This is a genomic window from Streptomyces sp. NPDC001678 (assembly GCF_042892945.1).
In the GTDB taxonomy this organism is placed as follows: Bacteria; Actinomycetota; Actinomycetes; order Streptomycetales; family Streptomycetaceae; genus Streptomyces.
Map to the genome: position 1 here is coordinate 17907 of NZ_JBIAUP010000015.1, position 14743 is coordinate 32649.

The 14743-nt window shown below is 70.9% G+C and carries 14 protein-coding genes; 5 read left to right on the plus strand and 9 right to left on the minus strand.

The features are described 5' to 3' along the window. Positions 1–5 precede the first annotated feature (5 nt). Together cseB and cseC are read left to right on the plus strand one after the other, a co-directional pair. Positions 6–713, plus strand: a complete 708-nt coding sequence (cseB, locus tag ACFYZR_RS26600; RefSeq protein WP_391914524.1) for a two-component system response regulator CseB — start codon at positions 6–8, stop codon at positions 711–713. Positions 714–778: 65 nt separating this feature from the next. Further along, positions 779–2074, plus strand: a complete 1296-nt coding sequence (cseC, locus tag ACFYZR_RS26605) for a two-component system sensor histidine kinase CseC (protein ID WP_391914526.1) — start codon at positions 779–781, stop codon at positions 2072–2074. Between the two features lie 24 nt (positions 2075–2098). Here the strand turns inward: cseC and ACFYZR_RS26610 are convergent, their stop codons facing one another. Next, positions 2099–2842 carry a M23 family metallopeptidase gene (locus ACFYZR_RS26610; RefSeq protein ID WP_391914528.1) on the minus strand — a complete coding sequence of 248 codons (744 nt, stop codon included), beginning with the start codon at positions 2840–2842 and terminating at the stop codon, positions 2099–2101. Between the two features lie 353 nt (positions 2843–3195). On the opposite strand from ACFYZR_RS26610, the gene ACFYZR_RS26615 reads away from it, so the two are divergent. After that, on the plus strand, positions 3196–3531 hold the full coding sequence (locus tag ACFYZR_RS26615; protein WP_391914530.1) for a trypco2 family protein: 336 nt from the start codon (positions 3196–3198) through the stop codon (positions 3529–3531). Continuing rightward, the gene (locus ACFYZR_RS26620) at positions 3528–6830 is read left to right on the plus strand and encodes an NACHT domain-containing protein (RefSeq protein ID WP_391914532.1); all 3303 of its coding nucleotides are present in this window, start codon (positions 3528–3530) and stop codon (positions 6828–6830) included. Before ACFYZR_RS26615 ends, ACFYZR_RS26620 begins: the two co-directional genes overlap by 4 nt. Before the next feature lie 3 nt (positions 6831–6833). Here ACFYZR_RS26620 and ACFYZR_RS26625 read toward each other — a convergent pair whose 3' ends face one another. Both ACFYZR_RS26625 and ACFYZR_RS26630 read right to left on the minus strand, forming a co-directional pair. Beyond that, positions 6834–7472: a LysE family translocator gene (locus ACFYZR_RS26625; protein WP_391914534.1), complete on the minus strand. Its 639-nt coding sequence runs from the start codon at positions 7470–7472 to the stop codon at positions 6834–6836. Between the two features lie 128 nt (positions 7473–7600). Then, positions 7601–10126, minus strand: coding sequence for an ATP-dependent Clp protease ATP-binding subunit (locus ACFYZR_RS26630; protein ID WP_229357660.1), 2526 nt, complete (start codon positions 10124–10126; stop codon positions 7601–7603). Positions 10127–10607: 481 nt separating this feature from the next. On the opposite strand from ACFYZR_RS26630, the gene ACFYZR_RS26635 reads away from it, so the two are divergent. Beyond that, positions 10608–11408 (plus strand): SCO3374 family protein, encoded by an 801-nt coding sequence (locus tag ACFYZR_RS26635; RefSeq protein ID WP_391914537.1) that lies wholly within the window; start codon positions 10608–10610, stop codon positions 11406–11408. Here the strand turns inward: ACFYZR_RS26635 and ACFYZR_RS26640 are convergent. The 6 genes from ACFYZR_RS26640 to ACFYZR_RS26665 all read right to left on the minus strand — a co-directional run bounded on the left by ACFYZR_RS26640 (position 11339) and on the right by ACFYZR_RS26665 (position 14742). Next, positions 11339–11674 carry an Lsr2 family protein gene (locus ACFYZR_RS26640; RefSeq protein WP_391914539.1) on the minus strand — a complete coding sequence of 112 codons (336 nt, stop codon included), beginning with the start codon at positions 11672–11674 and terminating at the stop codon, positions 11339–11341. The genes ACFYZR_RS26635 and ACFYZR_RS26640 overlap by 70 nt on opposite strands. Before the next feature lie 162 nt (positions 11675–11836). Continuing rightward, positions 11837–12355 (minus strand): amino-acid N-acetyltransferase, encoded by a 519-nt coding sequence (locus ACFYZR_RS26645; RefSeq protein WP_071962335.1) that lies wholly within the window; start codon positions 12353–12355, stop codon positions 11837–11839. Between the two features lie 9 nt (positions 12356–12364). Then, positions 12365–12760, minus strand: coding sequence for a BlaI/MecI/CopY family transcriptional regulator (locus tag ACFYZR_RS26650; protein WP_126915359.1), 396 nt, complete (start codon positions 12758–12760; stop codon positions 12365–12367). A gap of 179 nt (positions 12761–12939) precedes the next feature. Beyond that, positions 12940–13119 carry a hypothetical protein gene (locus ACFYZR_RS26655; RefSeq protein WP_311614950.1) on the minus strand — a complete coding sequence of 60 codons (180 nt, stop codon included), beginning with the start codon at positions 13117–13119 and terminating at the stop codon, positions 12940–12942. A 124-nt stretch (positions 13120–13243) separates the two neighbouring features. Next, entirely contained in the window at positions 13244–14029 is a 786-nt protein-coding gene (locus ACFYZR_RS26660; RefSeq protein WP_391914542.1) for a hypothetical protein, read from the minus strand. 80 nt (positions 14030–14109) lie between these two features. After that, the gene (locus ACFYZR_RS26665; protein WP_391914544.1) at positions 14110–14742 is read right to left on the minus strand and encodes a hypothetical protein; all 633 of its coding nucleotides are present in this window, start codon (positions 14740–14742) and stop codon (positions 14110–14112) included. Between the last annotated feature and the right edge of the window lies 1 nt (position 14743).

Genomic DNA, 14743 nt, shown 5'->3' on the forward strand with positions numbered 1-14743 from the left:
GCGGCGTGGCCGATACGCATGTGCTTTTCGTCGAGGACGACGACGTCATCCGCGAGGCGACGCAGCTCGCGCTGGAGCGCGACGGCTTCATGGTCACGGCGGTGCCGGACGGCCTGCTGGGGCTGGAGAGCTTCCGGGCCAAGCAGCCGGACATCGCCCTGCTCGATGTGATGGTTCCGGGCCTGGACGGGGTCAGCCTGTGCCGCCGGATCCGTGACGAGTCCACCGTCCCCGTGATCATGCTGTCCGCGCGTGCCGACTCCATCGACGTCGTGCTGGGCCTGGAGGCCGGCGCCGACGACTATGTGACCAAGCCCTTCGACGGCGCCGTGCTCGTCGCCCGCATCCGGGCCGTGCTGCGCCGCTTCGGGCACGCCAGCGGCGCCGGGGGCAACTCCGCGACCGAGGAGCCCCAGGGCATCGAGGGCGGGGTGCTGCGCTTCGGCGATCTGGAGGTCGACACGGAGGGCATGGAGGTCCGCAAGGCGGGCACGCCCGTTGCCCTGACCCCCACCGAGATGCGGCTGCTGCTGGAGTTCTCGAGCTCGCCCGGCACGGTCCTCTCCCGCGACCGGCTGCTGGAGCGCGTGTGGGACTACGGCTGGGGCGGCGACACCCGGGTCGTGGACGTCCATGTGCAGCGACTGCGCGGCAAGATCGGCCAGGACCGCATCGAGACGGTCCGTGGCTTCGGCTACAAGCTCCGGGGCTGAGGCCCCGGTGATCGTCCCGGCCGGCTCGTTCGTGTCGGAGAGCCCGGTCGTGTCAGGGTGAAGTCGTGGTGAAGCTCGCTCTGCGCAGTGGCCTGCGCTGGAAGGTCAGTCTGGCCATCGCCTGCGTCGGCGCGCTCGTCGCCGTCGCGCTCAGTCTCGTCGTCCACAACGCGGCCCGTGTCTCCATGCTCAACAGCAGCCGCGACCAGATGGACGACCGGGTCCAGATCGCCCAGCGCTACTACGAGTCCACCGGCGGCAAACGGATGCTGCGCGCCCAGGTCAACGACCCGGCGCTGCCCAAGCAGCTGCGCGAGGCCGCCGAGCTCGGGCTGCGCGCCACCTACCTCCAGGACAACGGCTCCGGAGCACCCGAGGTGTGGGCCTCCACCCCGCTGCGCGACGGCAAGATCCTCTCGATCCACACCCGGTTCAAGGACCGCTACGACATCCTCAACGACCTCGACCGGGCCCTGATCATCGGCTCCGTCTCCGTCGTCCTCGGCGGCACCGCGCTGGGCATCCTCGTCGGCGGCCAGCTCTCCCGGCGGCTGCGCAAGGCCGCCACGGCCGCCCGTAAGCTCGCGGAGGGCGAGTCGGACATCCGGGTGCGCGACGCCATCGGCGGCCGGGTGCGCGACGAGACCGACGACCTCGCCCGGGCCGTCGACGGCATGGCCGAGGCGCTCCGCGACCGGCTGGAGGCCGAGCGCCGCGTCACCGCCGACATCGCCCATGAGCTGCGCACCCCGGTCACGGGGCTGCTCACCGCAGCGGAGCTGCTGCCGCCGGGCCGGCCCACCGAGCTCGTACGCGACCGGGCGCAGGCCATGCGCACACTGGTCGAGGACGTCCTGGAGGTCGCCCGGCTGGACGGCTTCGCCGAGCGGGCGGAGATGCAGGACATCGAGCTGGGCGAGTTCGTCCAGCGCCGGGTGCGGGCGGCGGCCCCGGAGGCCGAGGTGAGCGTCCTGCGGACGGCGTACGTCTCCACCGACCCGCGCCGCCTGGAGCGCATCCTGGGCAATCTGCTGGCCAACGCCGCCAAGCACGGCAAGGGCCCGGTCGAGGTCACGGTGGAGGGCCGGGTGCTGCGCGTGCGCGACCACGGCCCCGGCTTCCCGGAGGAGCTGCTGCGGGAGGGCCCGAGCCGCTTCCGTACGGGCAGCGAGGACCGCGCGGGCAAGGGCCACGGCCTGGGCCTGACCATCGCGGCCGGCCAGGCCAGGGTCCTCGGCGCCCGGCTGACCTTCCGCAACGCGGACCCGGTGGTCGAGGGCGGCAGCGGTGCGATCGCGGTGCTGTGGCTGCCGGAGTCGTCACCGACGAGTACGAGCAGCTTTCCGGTGATCAGCGTCTGATCGGCGCGTCTTCCGAGGCGTCGGTCAGAGCTCGCCGCCGCGCGCACCCATGAAGGCGACCGGGTCGACGGCGGAGCCGTAGTCCGGCGTCGTGCGGATCTCGAAGTGGAGATGGGGGCCGCTGGAGTTGCCGGTGGAGCCGGACAGGCCGATGTCCTGGCCGGTCATGACCTGCTGGCCCACGGAGACCCGCACCGAGGACATGTGGGCGTACTGCGAGTACTGGCCGTCCGCGTGCTTGATCACGACGGCGTTGCCGTACGCGGGGCCGTCGCCGCCACCGTTGGGGCCGGCCTTGACGACCGTACCGGCGTGGACGGCCTTCACGGACGTACCGGAGTCCACGACCAGGTCCTGGCCGCTGTGCTTGTTGGCCCACATGCTGCCGGCCTTACCGAACGGCTGGCCGATCTGATAGCCCTCGACGGGGTGCACCCAGGCGTTGGCGCGGCTGCGCGAGGCCTCGGCCTCCTTACGGGCGTCCTCGGCCCGCTTCCGGGCCTCGTCGGCGCGCTTGGCGGCCTCCTGCTTGTCCTGCTCGGCCGCCTTCAGCTGCGTCTCGGCCTGCGCGTGCAGCGCGCCGCTGAGCGACGCGGCGGACTCGAAGGCGGGGAGGACACCGACCGAGGCGGGCGCGTCGGCCGCGAGCGCGACCCCGGAACCGAGCGCGACCGACGCCCCGAGCCCGGCTGCCGCGAGAGCGGCGGTGCGGACGCGGATAACGGTCTTGCTCGAGTTACGGAAAGCGGTGCGCTTCGGCTTCGGCATACGGGAAAACCTCCGGAAAAAGAACAGGTCCCGGCCGTCGGACCGGGATCACCATTCCTTGGTAACCCGCGTCCGGTGGTGCTGACAAAGCGCGCTGCTACTAGCGCGGGTCGTAATACGGAAAATGATCTTGGAGGTGGTGGGCGAGCCTCTCCGGAGGTGAATCGGGCGTTTCCTCCCGCGAGGGTTTCCACTATCCGGCTTAGTGGCGGCGAAACGGCCTGTGGGTCTTGTCACCGCGCCGGGACTTACGGCCCTATGGATTCCGGGACCAAAGTCCCGGCGGTGACGGTACGCTCCGGGTCAGCGCACGCACACGGACCGTGCGGGCGGGAACGGGCGGGGGTATCACGGTGGGCTTCGACGACATCGAGCTGTCGGACGCGGTCCGGGCCATACGCGACGGCCTGACCGACGCGGCGGCGGCCGGGGCCGGGGAGGACCTGACCTTCGACGTGGGCGAGATCGCCATGGAGTTCACGGTCGAACTGCGACGGGACGTGAAGGGCCGGGGCGGCGTGAAGGCCTGGGTCGTCGACGCGGGCACGGACGCGTCCCGGGGCTCGACGCGGACCCACAAGGTCGCCTTCAAGCTGACCCCGAAGGACCGCCGCACGGGCGAGGGCTGGAAGGTCGGCAACGACAGGCCGGCGGGGCTTTCGGGGTTCGGGCTCGTGGACGAGCAGTGACCTTGCAGGTCCGGTCGGTCGAGGACCGGTTGGTGGCGGTGCTGGGCGCGCGGCAGGGCAGCGGGGTGCTGCTGACGTCTCGGCTGGTGCTGACGGCGGCGCATGTGCTCGGCCGCGACCCGTTCGCGACGGTCGCGGTGCCCGGCGAGCGCCGAGCAGCGCATTGCGAGATCGTCTGGTCCGGGGACCCCCGGCACTGCGATGCCGCTCTCCTGCACGCCGAACGCGACCTCGTACCGGCGAGCAGCCTGCCGCCGCTGCGCTGCGGCGCGCTCACCGGCCGCGAGGCCGTGCGCGGGTGTCAGGTGTTGGGCTTTCCGCAGGTCCAGCGGTTCAGGGGGGACCAGCTGGAGGCCGCACAGGTCCTGGGGACCCTCATGCCCGTGTCGGGCCGGCTGCGCGGCCGCTACGTGCTGCACAGCGACCACCATCCCCCGCGTGGCGACTCCCCGTGGGCGGGGTTGTCCGGCGGGCCCGTCTTCTCGGGGCCCGTACTCCTCGGCATAGCCGTCGAGGACCCTGCGGGCTGGGAGCACTCCACGATCGACACCCTTCCCTTCAGCACGCTGCGGGACAACGTCAGCTTCACCGTCGCCCTGGAACGGCACTGGCCCGACGCGCCCGTGCTGGAGGAGTTACGCAGTGCCGACCCGGCCGACCTCCGCCACGAGTCGCTGTACGCCAAGGCCGTCAAGGCCCGCTACAGCCGTATGGAGGTCTTCGGCCTCGACGACCTGGGCAGCAATGAGAACAGCTGGGACCTGGACACGGCGTATCTGAGCCTGGAGGCGCTGGCTCCGGGCGGCGCGAATCGTTCGGACAGCGCGTACCTCCGTCCTGAGCCTCAGCGGATCGAGGAACTGCTGGGCTCACGGCCACGTACCGTCCTGCGCGGCGAGGCCGGGGCGGGGAAGACCACGCTCGTGTGGTGGCTGGCCTCCCACGCCGCCTGCCGGACCCTGCCCGAGGAACTGGACGGCCTCAACGGCCTGATCCCCTTTGTGATCCCCATGCGCAGCCTCGCCGCGCGGGGCATCGCCACCCCCACCCCCGCCCTGCTGCCCACCATCGCCCAGCTGCAGGTGGACGAGGCGCCCAGCGGCTGGGCCGGCCGCGTTCTGGAGGCGGGGCGAGCCCTGCTCCTCGTCGACGGCCTGGACGAACTCCCGCAGACCGAGCGCGGCCTCGCCCGCAAGTGGCTCGCCGACCTGCTGCGGATGTACCCGGACACCCGTTGCCTGGTGACCGTACGGCCGCGCGCGGTCGGCAACGCCTGGCTGGAGTCCGAGGGCTTCGAAGAGCTGCAGCTCCTGCCCATGAGCAACGGCGACATCCAGTCCTTCGTGGCCGCCTGGCACAAGGCCGCCCGCCTGGAGTGCGACGGCTACGCCGATGGGCTGCGCGCCGAGAACGAACGCGCCCGCCTCACCGCCCTCGAACGCGACCTCGCCCAGGAGTTCCAGCGCAACGCGGGCCTGCGCGACCTGGCCCGTACGCCGCTGCTGTGCGCGGTGATCTGCGCCCTCCACCGGCGGCGTCAGGGCCTCCTCCCCCGCACCCGCTGGCACCTCTACGAGGCCGCGCTGGCCATGCTGCTGGGCAATCGCGACGCCCACCGCCGCATCGGCACCCCCGAGGGCATCGACCTCACGGTCGAGGACAGCCGGCAACTGCTCCAGCGCATCGCGGTGTGGCTGGTGCGCAACGGCCGGGCCGAGCTCTCGCGGGAGCAGGCGGCGCGGCAGCTCGAACACGCGATGAAGGGCTTGCGCAGGGTCCGTGAGCAGGGCTCGGCGGGGCAAGTCCTGACGCACCTCCTGAATCGGAGCGGGCTGCTGCAGGAACGCACCACGGATTCCCTCCAGTTCATCCACCGCACCTTCCAGGACTACCTGGCGGCCAAGGAGTTCCAGGACAGCGATTCCCTCGACGAACTGCTGGGGCATGCGGACGAAGAGCAATGGCAGGACGTGCTCCGGCTGGTCATCGGCCATTGCGGGCGTGGGGAGAGCAAGCGGGTCATCGCAGGGTTGATCGCGGCCGGTGACTCGGCGGACGGGCGGAAGGCTCAGTGGTCGCTGCGCACGCTGGCGGCGGAGTGCGCGATCAGCGCGGTGTACCTGGACGACGAACAGCACGAGGAGATCTGGGAAGGGGTCAAGGAGCTCGGGCCGCCGACTACGGAGCAGGAGGTGGAGCTCCTTTCCTCCCTCGGGCCGGATGTCCTCCCGGTGCTGCCAGGGCCCGAAAGGCTGGCCGCCGAACCGGCACAACACGTCGCGAGCGTGCTCGGCTCGCTCGGGGACGCGGCCCTGCCGCTCCTCAAGCGTTACGGACAGCACGAATCAGAGATGGTGCGGCGCCGGGTGACGGACGCGTGGGAAGGCAGCGAGGCTCGGGCTTTCGCGGAGCAGGTCCTCGCGAACATGCGGCTGGACGACATCCGGCTCGTCGTCTCCTCGGCGGAGGCGCTCGCCCAGATCCCGCTCCTCGGCCCCGTCGGCTCCATGTCCATTGCGGGCAGCCATACGGCGGACAGCATCGGCCGGTCCCTGGCCGGCCGTTCTTTGAGGTCCTTGAGCCTCGCCAATAATCCTGTCGCGGCCGATCTCGATTTCATCCGCGATCATCCGGAGATCCAGATCCTGAGGATTTCCGGCTGCCGGAGGCTGCGAGACATAGATGCCCTGTCGGGATCGAAACTTCAGCGCCTGACGCTGGACGCGACATTCCTTCCGATCACCGCACTGAATACCATCGCCACATTACCGGCGCTCAGCACCCTGGAGCTATTGGACCTGCCGCCCGAGAACGGGGGGAGAATTCCTCCGTTACCCCCGGGGATATCCGTTCTCGAAGTTTCCCAGCAAGGGGCCCGGGTGTGGTTGGACGGCATCGCGGCTCAGGGAAACCTCAGCGTCTTGCGCATCGGATCGCATCTCGCTTCCCCGGCAGAGCTCGGCGAGCTGACGGACCTGAGCCAGTTGCAGAGCCTCAGCCTCCGCGTCAAAACGTCCGCCGACCTCGCCGAGGTGGAACCGCTTCGCCAGGTGCGCTCACTCCGTCTTACGCTCACCGAGGACCTCAAAGTGGGCGCCGGACTGTTCCGGGTCTTCCCCGGCCTCAACGAACTGGCCCTCACGGGGGCCATCCCAGGCCGCATCGAACTGAACCTTTCCGGCTGGCCCGCATCACAGGGACCGCTGGAGGTGCGGACCAGAGAACTTCAAGAGCTGATAGTGACCGGCTCCGGGCACCCCGGCGACCCCTTCACCATCAGAACCCGCATGGATCGCTGACCCCTACTCCCCCACCGCCAGCTTCACCCCGAACCCCAGGATCGCCGCCCCCGTCACCCGGTCCATGAGCCGCCGCGCCGCCGGCTTCCGCAGCCAGTCCCGCAGCGCGCGGGCGAAGCCCACCAGCACCGCCGCCCACAGCACACCCAGCACCGCGTGCACGGACGTCAGCGCCAGCCCCATCAGGAAATGCGGTGCCGACGCCGGTATGAACTGCGGCAGCACCGCGACGTAGAAGACGCCCATCTTCGGGTTGAGCAGGTTGGTGACCAGCCCCTGCCGCCAGCCGGCGGCGAAGCCGCCCGGGGCGGCGGGCTCGGCGGGCTCCGTCGAGGCCGCCTCCGCCGTGGCACGGCCACGCGCCTCCCACAGCATCCGCGCGCCCATCCACAGCAGGTACGCCGCCCCCGCCCAGCGCAGCGTCTCGTAGGCGAGGCGGGAGGCCGCCAGGAGGGCCGTCACACCGGCCGAGCTGAGGGCGCCCCAGCACAGGGTGCCGGTCTGGATGCCGAGGACGACGCCCCAGGCGCGGCGCTGCTCGCCGCGGGCGGCGGTGCGGAGGATGAGGGCGGTGTCCAGGCCCGGGGTGATGGTGAGGAGCCCTACGACCAGGGCGAACGACCACAGTGCAGTGATGACCATGGAGTGCCAGCGTAATCAGCCGATGATCGGCAGACCATGCTTCGGCGCCCGCGATATCCGAAAACGGGTCGGCCCCGGGCCGTCTTCCGACGGTCCCGGGGCCGACCCACTGGTCGCTGTGCGACCCCTTACGCGTCCTTCGACAGGTTCGGGCCCGCGCCACCGGCGGCGGACTCGACCGGCGGGGTGTCGGGCAGGGCCGACTTCTCCTCGCCGCGGAAGGTGAACTTCTTCTCCTCACCCTCGCCCTCGATGCCGACGACCACGATGTGGCCGGGGCGCAGCTCGCCGAAGAGGATCTTCTCGGAGAGGATGTCCTCGATCTCGCGCTGGATGGTCCGGCGCAGCGGGCGGGCGCCCAGGATCGGGTCGTAGCCCTTCTTGGCCAGGAGCAGCTTGGCGTCCGCGCTGAGCTCGATGCCCATGTCGCGGTCCTTCAGCCGCTCGTCCACCTTGGCGATCATCAGGTCGACGATCTGGATGATGTCTTCCTCGGACAGCTGGTGGAAGACCACCGTGTCGTCGACACGGTTGAGGAACTCGGGCCGGAAGTGCTGCTTGAGCTCCTCGTTGACCTTGGCCTTCATCCGCTCGTAGCCGGTCTTGACGTCGCCCTGGGCAGCGAAGCCCAGGTTGAAGCCCTTGGAGATGTCCCGGGTGCCGAGGTTCGTCGTCATGATGATGACGGTGTTCTTGAAGTCGACCACTCGGCCCTGGGAGTCGGTCAGGCGACCGTCCTCCAGGATCTGCAGCAGCGAGTTGAAGATGTCCGGGTGGGCCTTCTCGACCTCGTCGAAGAGGACCACCGAGAACGGCTTGCGGCGGACCTTCTCCGTCAGCTGGCCGCCCTCTTCGTAGCCCACGTATCCGGGCGGGGAGCCGAAGAGACGCGAGACGGTGTGCTTCTCGCTGAACTCCGACATGTCGAGGGAGATCAGCGCGTCCTCGTCGCCGAAGAGGAATTCGGCGAGCGTCTTGGACAGCTCCGTCTTACCGACACCCGAGGGGCCGGCGAAGATGAACGATCCGCCGGGACGCTTCGGGTCCTTGAGGCCCGCGCGGGTGCGCCGGATGGCCTGGGAGAGCGCCTTGATGGCGTCCTTCTGGCCGATGACGCGCTTGTGGAGCTCGTCCTCCATGCGCAGCAGGCGGGAGGACTCCTCCTCCGTCAGCTTGAAGACCGGGATGCCGGTGGCGGTGGCGAGGACCTCGGCGATCAGCTCGCCGTCGACCTCGGCGACGACGTCCATGTCGCCGGCCTTCCACTCCTTCTCCCGCTTGGCCTTGGCGGCCAGCAGCTGCTTCTCCTTGTCGCGGAGGGAAGCGGCCTTCTCGAAGTCCTGCGAGTCGATCGCGGACTCCTTCTCGCGGCGCACGTCGGCGATCTTCTCGTCGAACTCGCGGAGGTCCGGCGGCGCGGTCATCCGGCGGATGCGCATCCGGGAGCCGGCCTCGTCGATCAGGTCGATGGCCTTGTCCGGCAGGAAGCGGTCCGAGATGTAGCGGTCGGCCAGGGTGGCGGCCTGGACCAGCGCCTCGTCGGTGATGGAGACGCGGTGGTGGGCCTCGTAGCGGTCGCGCAGACCCTTGAGGATCTCGATGGTGTGCGGCAGCGACGGCTCGGCGACCTGGATGGGCTGGAAGCGGCGCTCGAGGGCGGCGTCCTTCTCCAGGTGCTTGCGGTACTCGTCGAGCGTGGTGGCACCGATGGTCTGGAGCTCACCGCGGGCCAGCATCGGCTTGAGGATGCTGGCGGCGTCGATCGCGCCCTCGGCGGCGCCCGCACCGACGAGGGTGTGGAGCTCGTCGATGAACAGGATGATGTCGCCGCGGGTGCGGATCTCCTTGAGGACCTTCTTCAGGCGCTCCTCGAAGTCACCGCGGTAGCGGGAGCCGGCGACCAGGGCGCCGAGGTCGAGGGTGTAGAGGTGCTTGTCCTTGAGGGTCTCGGGCACCTCGCCCTTGACGATGGCCTGGGCCAGGCCCTCGACGACGGCGGTCTTGCCGACGCCGGGCTCGCCGATGAGGACCGGGTTGTTCTTGGTACGGCGGGACAGCACCTGCATGACCCGCTCGATCTCCTTCTCGCGCCCGATGACCGGGTCGAGCTTGGACTCGCGAGCGGCCTGCGTGAGATTGCGGCCGAACTGGTCCAGGACGAGCGAGGTCGAGGGGGTGCCCTCGGCCGGGCCGCCGGCGGTGGCGGCTTCCTTGCCCTGGTAGCCGGAGAGCAGCTGGATGACCTGCTGCCGCACCCGGTTCAGGTCGGCACCCAGCTTGACCAGGACCTGGGCGGCGACGCCCTCGCCCTCACGGATCAGGCCGAGCAGGATGTGCTCCGTGCCGATGTAGTTGTGGCCGAGCTGGAGGGCCTCGCGGAGCGACAGCTCCAGGACCTTCTTGGCACGGGGGGTGAAGGGGATGTGGCCGGACGGAGCCTGCTGGCCCTGCCCGATGATCTCCTCCACCTGCTGGCGGACCGCCTCGAGCGAAATCCCGAGGCTCTCCAGGGCCTTAGCGGCGACACCCTCACCCTCGTGGATCAGGCCCAGGAGGATGTGCTCGGTGCCGATGTAGTTGTGGTTGAGCATCCGGGCTTCTTCCTGAGCCAGGACGACAACCCGCCGCGCGCGGTCGGTGAACCTCTCGAACATCGTTAATCGCTCCTCAGAGCGGTCAGGCAGTTAGGGGTCGGTCCCCTCCCTGTCCTTCCGCATGCTAGTCCCGCTGGGCGGGACAGCTCATTCCAACTGCCGACACCCGTCCTTGGCCTCCTGCCCCGAACAGCCGACATCTGCTCCAACCTGATGGTGGGAGACGATGTTCCCGCAGGCCAGGCATATACGCCCACCATCAGTACGCCCACGGCGAACGCCCACCTGGGCCGACACGCCTGCCCCCGGTCCGGCCACCACCCCTGGTGGCGCGCTCCGGGGCCCGTCGCACCGCCTCTCCCCTCGGAGAATGTCTTACCCGCAAGCACTGACAGTCCATGCGGCGCACCCCCTGTGCATCCGCTACGGGCGAACACCCCCGCACCACCGGGCGCGCCTGTGCGCTCCGCCCGTGTTATACGCGGAGTGTTCAACCGTCCACAGCGCGTAACCTCTGGGGTCTTCCACAGTTGCACCGTTCATGACGGTAGTCCTCCCGCGCCCCTGCCGCCCCTCGGACGAATCGCTCCCGCCGGGAGCGCCTGGTCCGCGGGATCCGGGCACACGGCGCCGCTGGCGCCAGTGGTACGAGTGCGTGCTCGGCTGGCCGACGGGGCCGACCGCGGGCGGGCGGCCCGTGGAGCTGCTCACCGGGGTCCGGTTCGACGCCCTGGGGATGCCGGCGGACGCCGGTCGCGCGGTGCTCGGGCGGGTTCCCTCAACCGGCCCGGTCACCCTGGACCGGCGGAGCCGGACGATGTGGTTCCTGACCGCCGTGGGCACCGCCGACGAGCTGCCGGGGCTGCTCGGCTGGCTGGAGTGGGGCGGGGTGGCCCTGGAGCTGACCGCCCTGGGCACGGGCGGCCGGATCGTCGCTCCGGCTCCCGTCGGCGCCGGAGCCCGCCCGGATCCCGGCGGGGCCGGGGAGCGCGGCCGGCGCGGCCGCTCCGGCCGGGCCGGTCGGTGCGGCCCGTACGGCTCCCAGGAGGGCGCCGAGGCCGTCTGGGTGCGACCTCCCGAGCCGGGGTGCGAGGTGGAGCCGACGCTGCCGGTGGTCGGCGTGGCCGGCAGCGGTGGCGCCCCCGATCTCGTGCGGCTCGTGGGCGCGGCGGCCACGGAGTGCCATCGGGCCCGACTGCTGCGCGCCGAGGGGACGCGCAGGGATCAGCCGCCGGGGGATCGCCCGGGAGGAGCGGCGAAGGAGCCGGACGATCAGGCGTTGGCCTTCTCGTACGCCTCGCGGATCTCGGCCGGGACACGGCCGCGGTCGTTGACGCTGTAGCCGTTCTCCTTGGCCCAGGCGCGGATCTTCGCGGTGTCCGGGCTGCCGGCGGCGGCCGTGCGGACCTTGCCACGGGCCGCGGAAGCGCGACCGCCGGTGCGGCGGGCCGCCTTCACATAGTCCTGGAGCGCCTCACGCAGCTTGTCCGCGTTACCGGTCGTGAGGTCGATCTCGTAGGACTTGCCGTCGAGGGCGAACGTCACGGTCTCGTCGGCCTCGCCGCCGTCGAGGTCGTCGACAAGAAGGACCTGAACCTTCTGCGCCACGGGGGATTCCTTTCATCAGCGGAAAAGGATTACGGAGGAATAGCAAACCGCCTTTCCCGGAAAAACACAAACCCTCCGGGAAGGTTCAGCTGGCCTTCCCCGTGGGAACGATGGCTTCCGGGCGTCCGCGATAGGGGCGCGATTCGGACATAGGGACCGCGATCACAGATGCAGAAGCATCCGGCTGTTGCCAAGGGTGTTCGGCTTCACTCGTTCGAGACCCAGGAACTCGGCAACACCCTCGTCATAGGAACGCAGCAGCTCGCTGTAGACATCACCGTCCACCGGCGTCTCCCCGATCTCGACGAAGCCGTGCTTCGCGAAGAAGTCGACTTCGAAGGTGAGGCAGAAAATACGCCGCACCCCGAGCCAGCGCGCGGTCTGGAGCAGCTTGTCCAGTACCTGGTGGCCCACTCCGCCGCCCCGGACATCGGGGTCGACCGCGAGAGTGCGCACCTCCGCGAGGTCTTCCCACATCACGTGGAGAGCACCGCATCCGATGACGGTACCGTCCTCGTCCCGCTCGGCGACCCAGAACTCCTGGATGTCCTCGTAAAGCGTCACCGTCGCTTTGTCGAGCAGGATGCGGTCGCGTACGTAGGCGTTGATGAGCCGGCGGACGGCGGGCACATCGCTGGTGCGGGCCCTGCGGACGGTGACGACTTTAGTTAGAGCGGACATGACCGGACGCTATCGCCCCGGCGCTCCCGGGGTCTCGTCGGGCCCGTCGAGTTGCACGACCCGGATCGCGTCGCGGAGGGCTTCCCGTTGTTCGGCCGACATCATGCCGAAGAAGGCGACGAGAGCGGCGGCGGGGTTGTCGCTGAGCGACCAGGCTTCGTTCATCAGTGCGGCCGAGTAGGCGGCCCGGTTGGAGACCGCCTCATATCGATAGGCGCGGCCTTCGGCTTCCCTGCGGAGCCAGCCCTTCTGATACAGGTTGTCCATTACGGTCATCACGGTCGTGTACGCGATGGACCGTTCCTGCTGAAGGTCTTCCAGGACTTCTCTGACAGTGACCGGCCGGTTCCACTCCCACACGCGCGTCATCACGGCGTCTTCCAGTTCACCCAGGCGTCGAACCACACGCGAATAATAGTGGGAGATGTCGCGAATGCCGGTTTATCGGCGCGCTTCAGCGCGGCAATCCGGGCGGCGAAAAGGGCGTACGTCCCGGGGAATAGCCCCGGGACGTACGCCCCGCGCCCGTTCTGTACGTCGGTGCGTCCGCGTTCTGTACGTCGGTGCGTCCGTACGCGGCGTCCTCAGGCCCCGGCGGGCTTCGAGGACTGCTGGGCGGCGTCCACCCGGGCCAGTGCGGCGTCGACGATGGCGTCTTCCTTCGCCTTGTTCGCACCACCCTGACTCTTGACGATCGTCACGACCAGCGCGGTGAAGGCGATCGCCATCACCACGGGCGGGACCAGCGCGGCGACATAGTCCATGGCCGTCGGCTCCTTCTGGATCGGGGTTTCGCGCCGACTGCGCGACTCGTCCAGATTACGCATCCGCCTTTTCCCCCGGGCCGCCCGGGTGGCGGGCGGCCGGAACAGCGGCGGGCCGGCCGGGTCAGGCCGGGCGGCCCGCCGGGAGGCCGGACGCGGCTCCCGGCGGCGGGGTGGGTTTACGGCGAGGCGGGAACACCTCGCCGGGTGTGGGGATGGGGCGGTCGGGCCGCGGCGGCTTCGGCTGGGGCGCGGCGGGCGGCGGCGTGGGGGCGGGCTTGCCCGGGGGCGCGGGGGCGGGCTTCTCCGGGGGCGTGGCACCGGGCCGGGCGTCGGCCTCGGCGGCGTGCGGGGTGCGGCCGCCCGGGAGCGCGAGCAGGCGCGTACGTAGTGGGAGGGCGCACGAGGAGCGGGGGCGCCCCGGCCCCGGGCGGGCGCCGGGGACGCCCGGCGCGGCGGGGGTGGCCCGGACCGCGGGCCGGGTCCGTACGGCCTGCTCGGCGAGGTGCTCGCAGCGCCGCAGCAGGGCGCGGCGGTGACCGGCCTCGGTGCCGCCCACCGGGAGCGCGCACAGCGAGCGCAGGGCGGCGAGGTCCTCGGAGCCGGGCAGATAGCCGTCCGCGAGGGCGTCCCGGAGCAGCCGCGCGTAGCCGGGCGCGGCACCGGGCAGGGCGGCGCGGTAGCGGGCGAGCTCGGCCAGCAGGAAGGCGCGGAGCCGGCCGGCCTCGTGGTCGGCCTCGGTCATGGCTTCGGCGAGCCGGAGGCAGTCCCGGACCTCGGCGTCCCTTACGGGGCCCGGGCGGGTGGGAACGGAGTCGGGGCGGAGTGCGATGTCGAGGGCACGGCGCAGCACGCGCAGCTCGTCCGCGCTGAACGCCATGCCGCCGCGGGATCCATAGGGCGTGGGCATGGGCCGACTTTAAGTGCTAAGCGGACAAAATTCGCTTAGCTGGTTATTTCGGGCGTGGCACAACGGGTGAGGGCGGGCGGTCAGTACTCGCGGCGGCGGGCGGCGCCCAGGGCTATGGCACCGGCGGAGAGCGCGGTCCCGGAGGTGGTGGCGAGCAGCAGGGTCGCGGAGGCCACGCCGTCGTCCACGGGCCTCTGGCGGGGCGCGGTTCCGGGCGCGTTTCCGGTGATCTCGACGACGATCGGCACGCTGTCGTTGGCCGGATCCGGGTCGGGGGCGTTGTCGAGGTCGATGATCCGGACCCAGCCCTGCGCGCCCTCGACCTTCTTGTCGATACGGATCCGGAAGCGCAGCGTCTCGCGGTCGCCGGGGGCGAAGTCGCCGCCGATGGCGCAGAGGTAGTCGCGGGCGGCCGGGTCGTGCGGGGCGCAGCGGTGGCCGGCGTCGCCGCCGGGGGCGATGGTGGTCCCTTCGGGCGCGGTGACCTCGTAGGCCCGGCGGCTCGCGGCGGCCGGGCCGGGGCCGCCGTTGCGCACGCCGACCTCGACGTCGACCGTCTGACCCACGCGGCCCGCGACCGGGTGGGCGATGGCCTGGTAGTCGGCGGGCGGGGGCGACTGGCCGGCGGCGGCCGCGGTGCCGCCCGTCAGGGCGGCGAGGGTGAGGGCGGCTGCCGCCGCCGCTGTCCGACGCGCCGTTCGCTTCGCCTTCACG

Excerpts from the sequence above, each read along its gene's own strand:
- ACFYZR_RS26610 (WP_391914528.1), bottom strand. The coding sequence starts at position 2,842 with ATGCCGAAGCCGAAGCGCACCGCTTTCCGTAACTCGAGCAAGACCGTT.
- ACFYZR_RS26625 (WP_391914534.1), bottom strand. The coding sequence starts at position 7,472 with ATGGTCATCACTGCACTGTGGTCGTTCGCCCTGGTCGTAGGGCTCCTC.
- ACFYZR_RS26630 (WP_229357660.1), bottom strand. The coding sequence starts at position 10,126 with ATGTTCGAGAGGTTCACCGACCGCGCGCGGCGGGTTGTCGTCCTGGCT.
- ACFYZR_RS26635 (WP_391914537.1), top strand. The coding sequence starts at position 10,608 with ATGACGGTAGTCCTCCCGCGCCCCTGCCGCCCCTCGGACGAATCGCTC.
- ACFYZR_RS26645 (WP_071962335.1), bottom strand. The coding sequence starts at position 12,355 with ATGTCCGCTCTAACTAAAGTCGTCACCGTCCGCAGGGCCCGCACCAGC.
- ACFYZR_RS26655 (WP_311614950.1), bottom strand. The coding sequence starts at position 13,119 with ATGGACTATGTCGCCGCGCTGGTCCCGCCCGTGGTGATGGCGATCGCC.
- ACFYZR_RS26660 (WP_391914542.1), bottom strand. The coding sequence starts at position 14,029 with ATGCCCACGCCCTATGGATCCCGCGGCGGCATGGCGTTCAGCGCGGAC.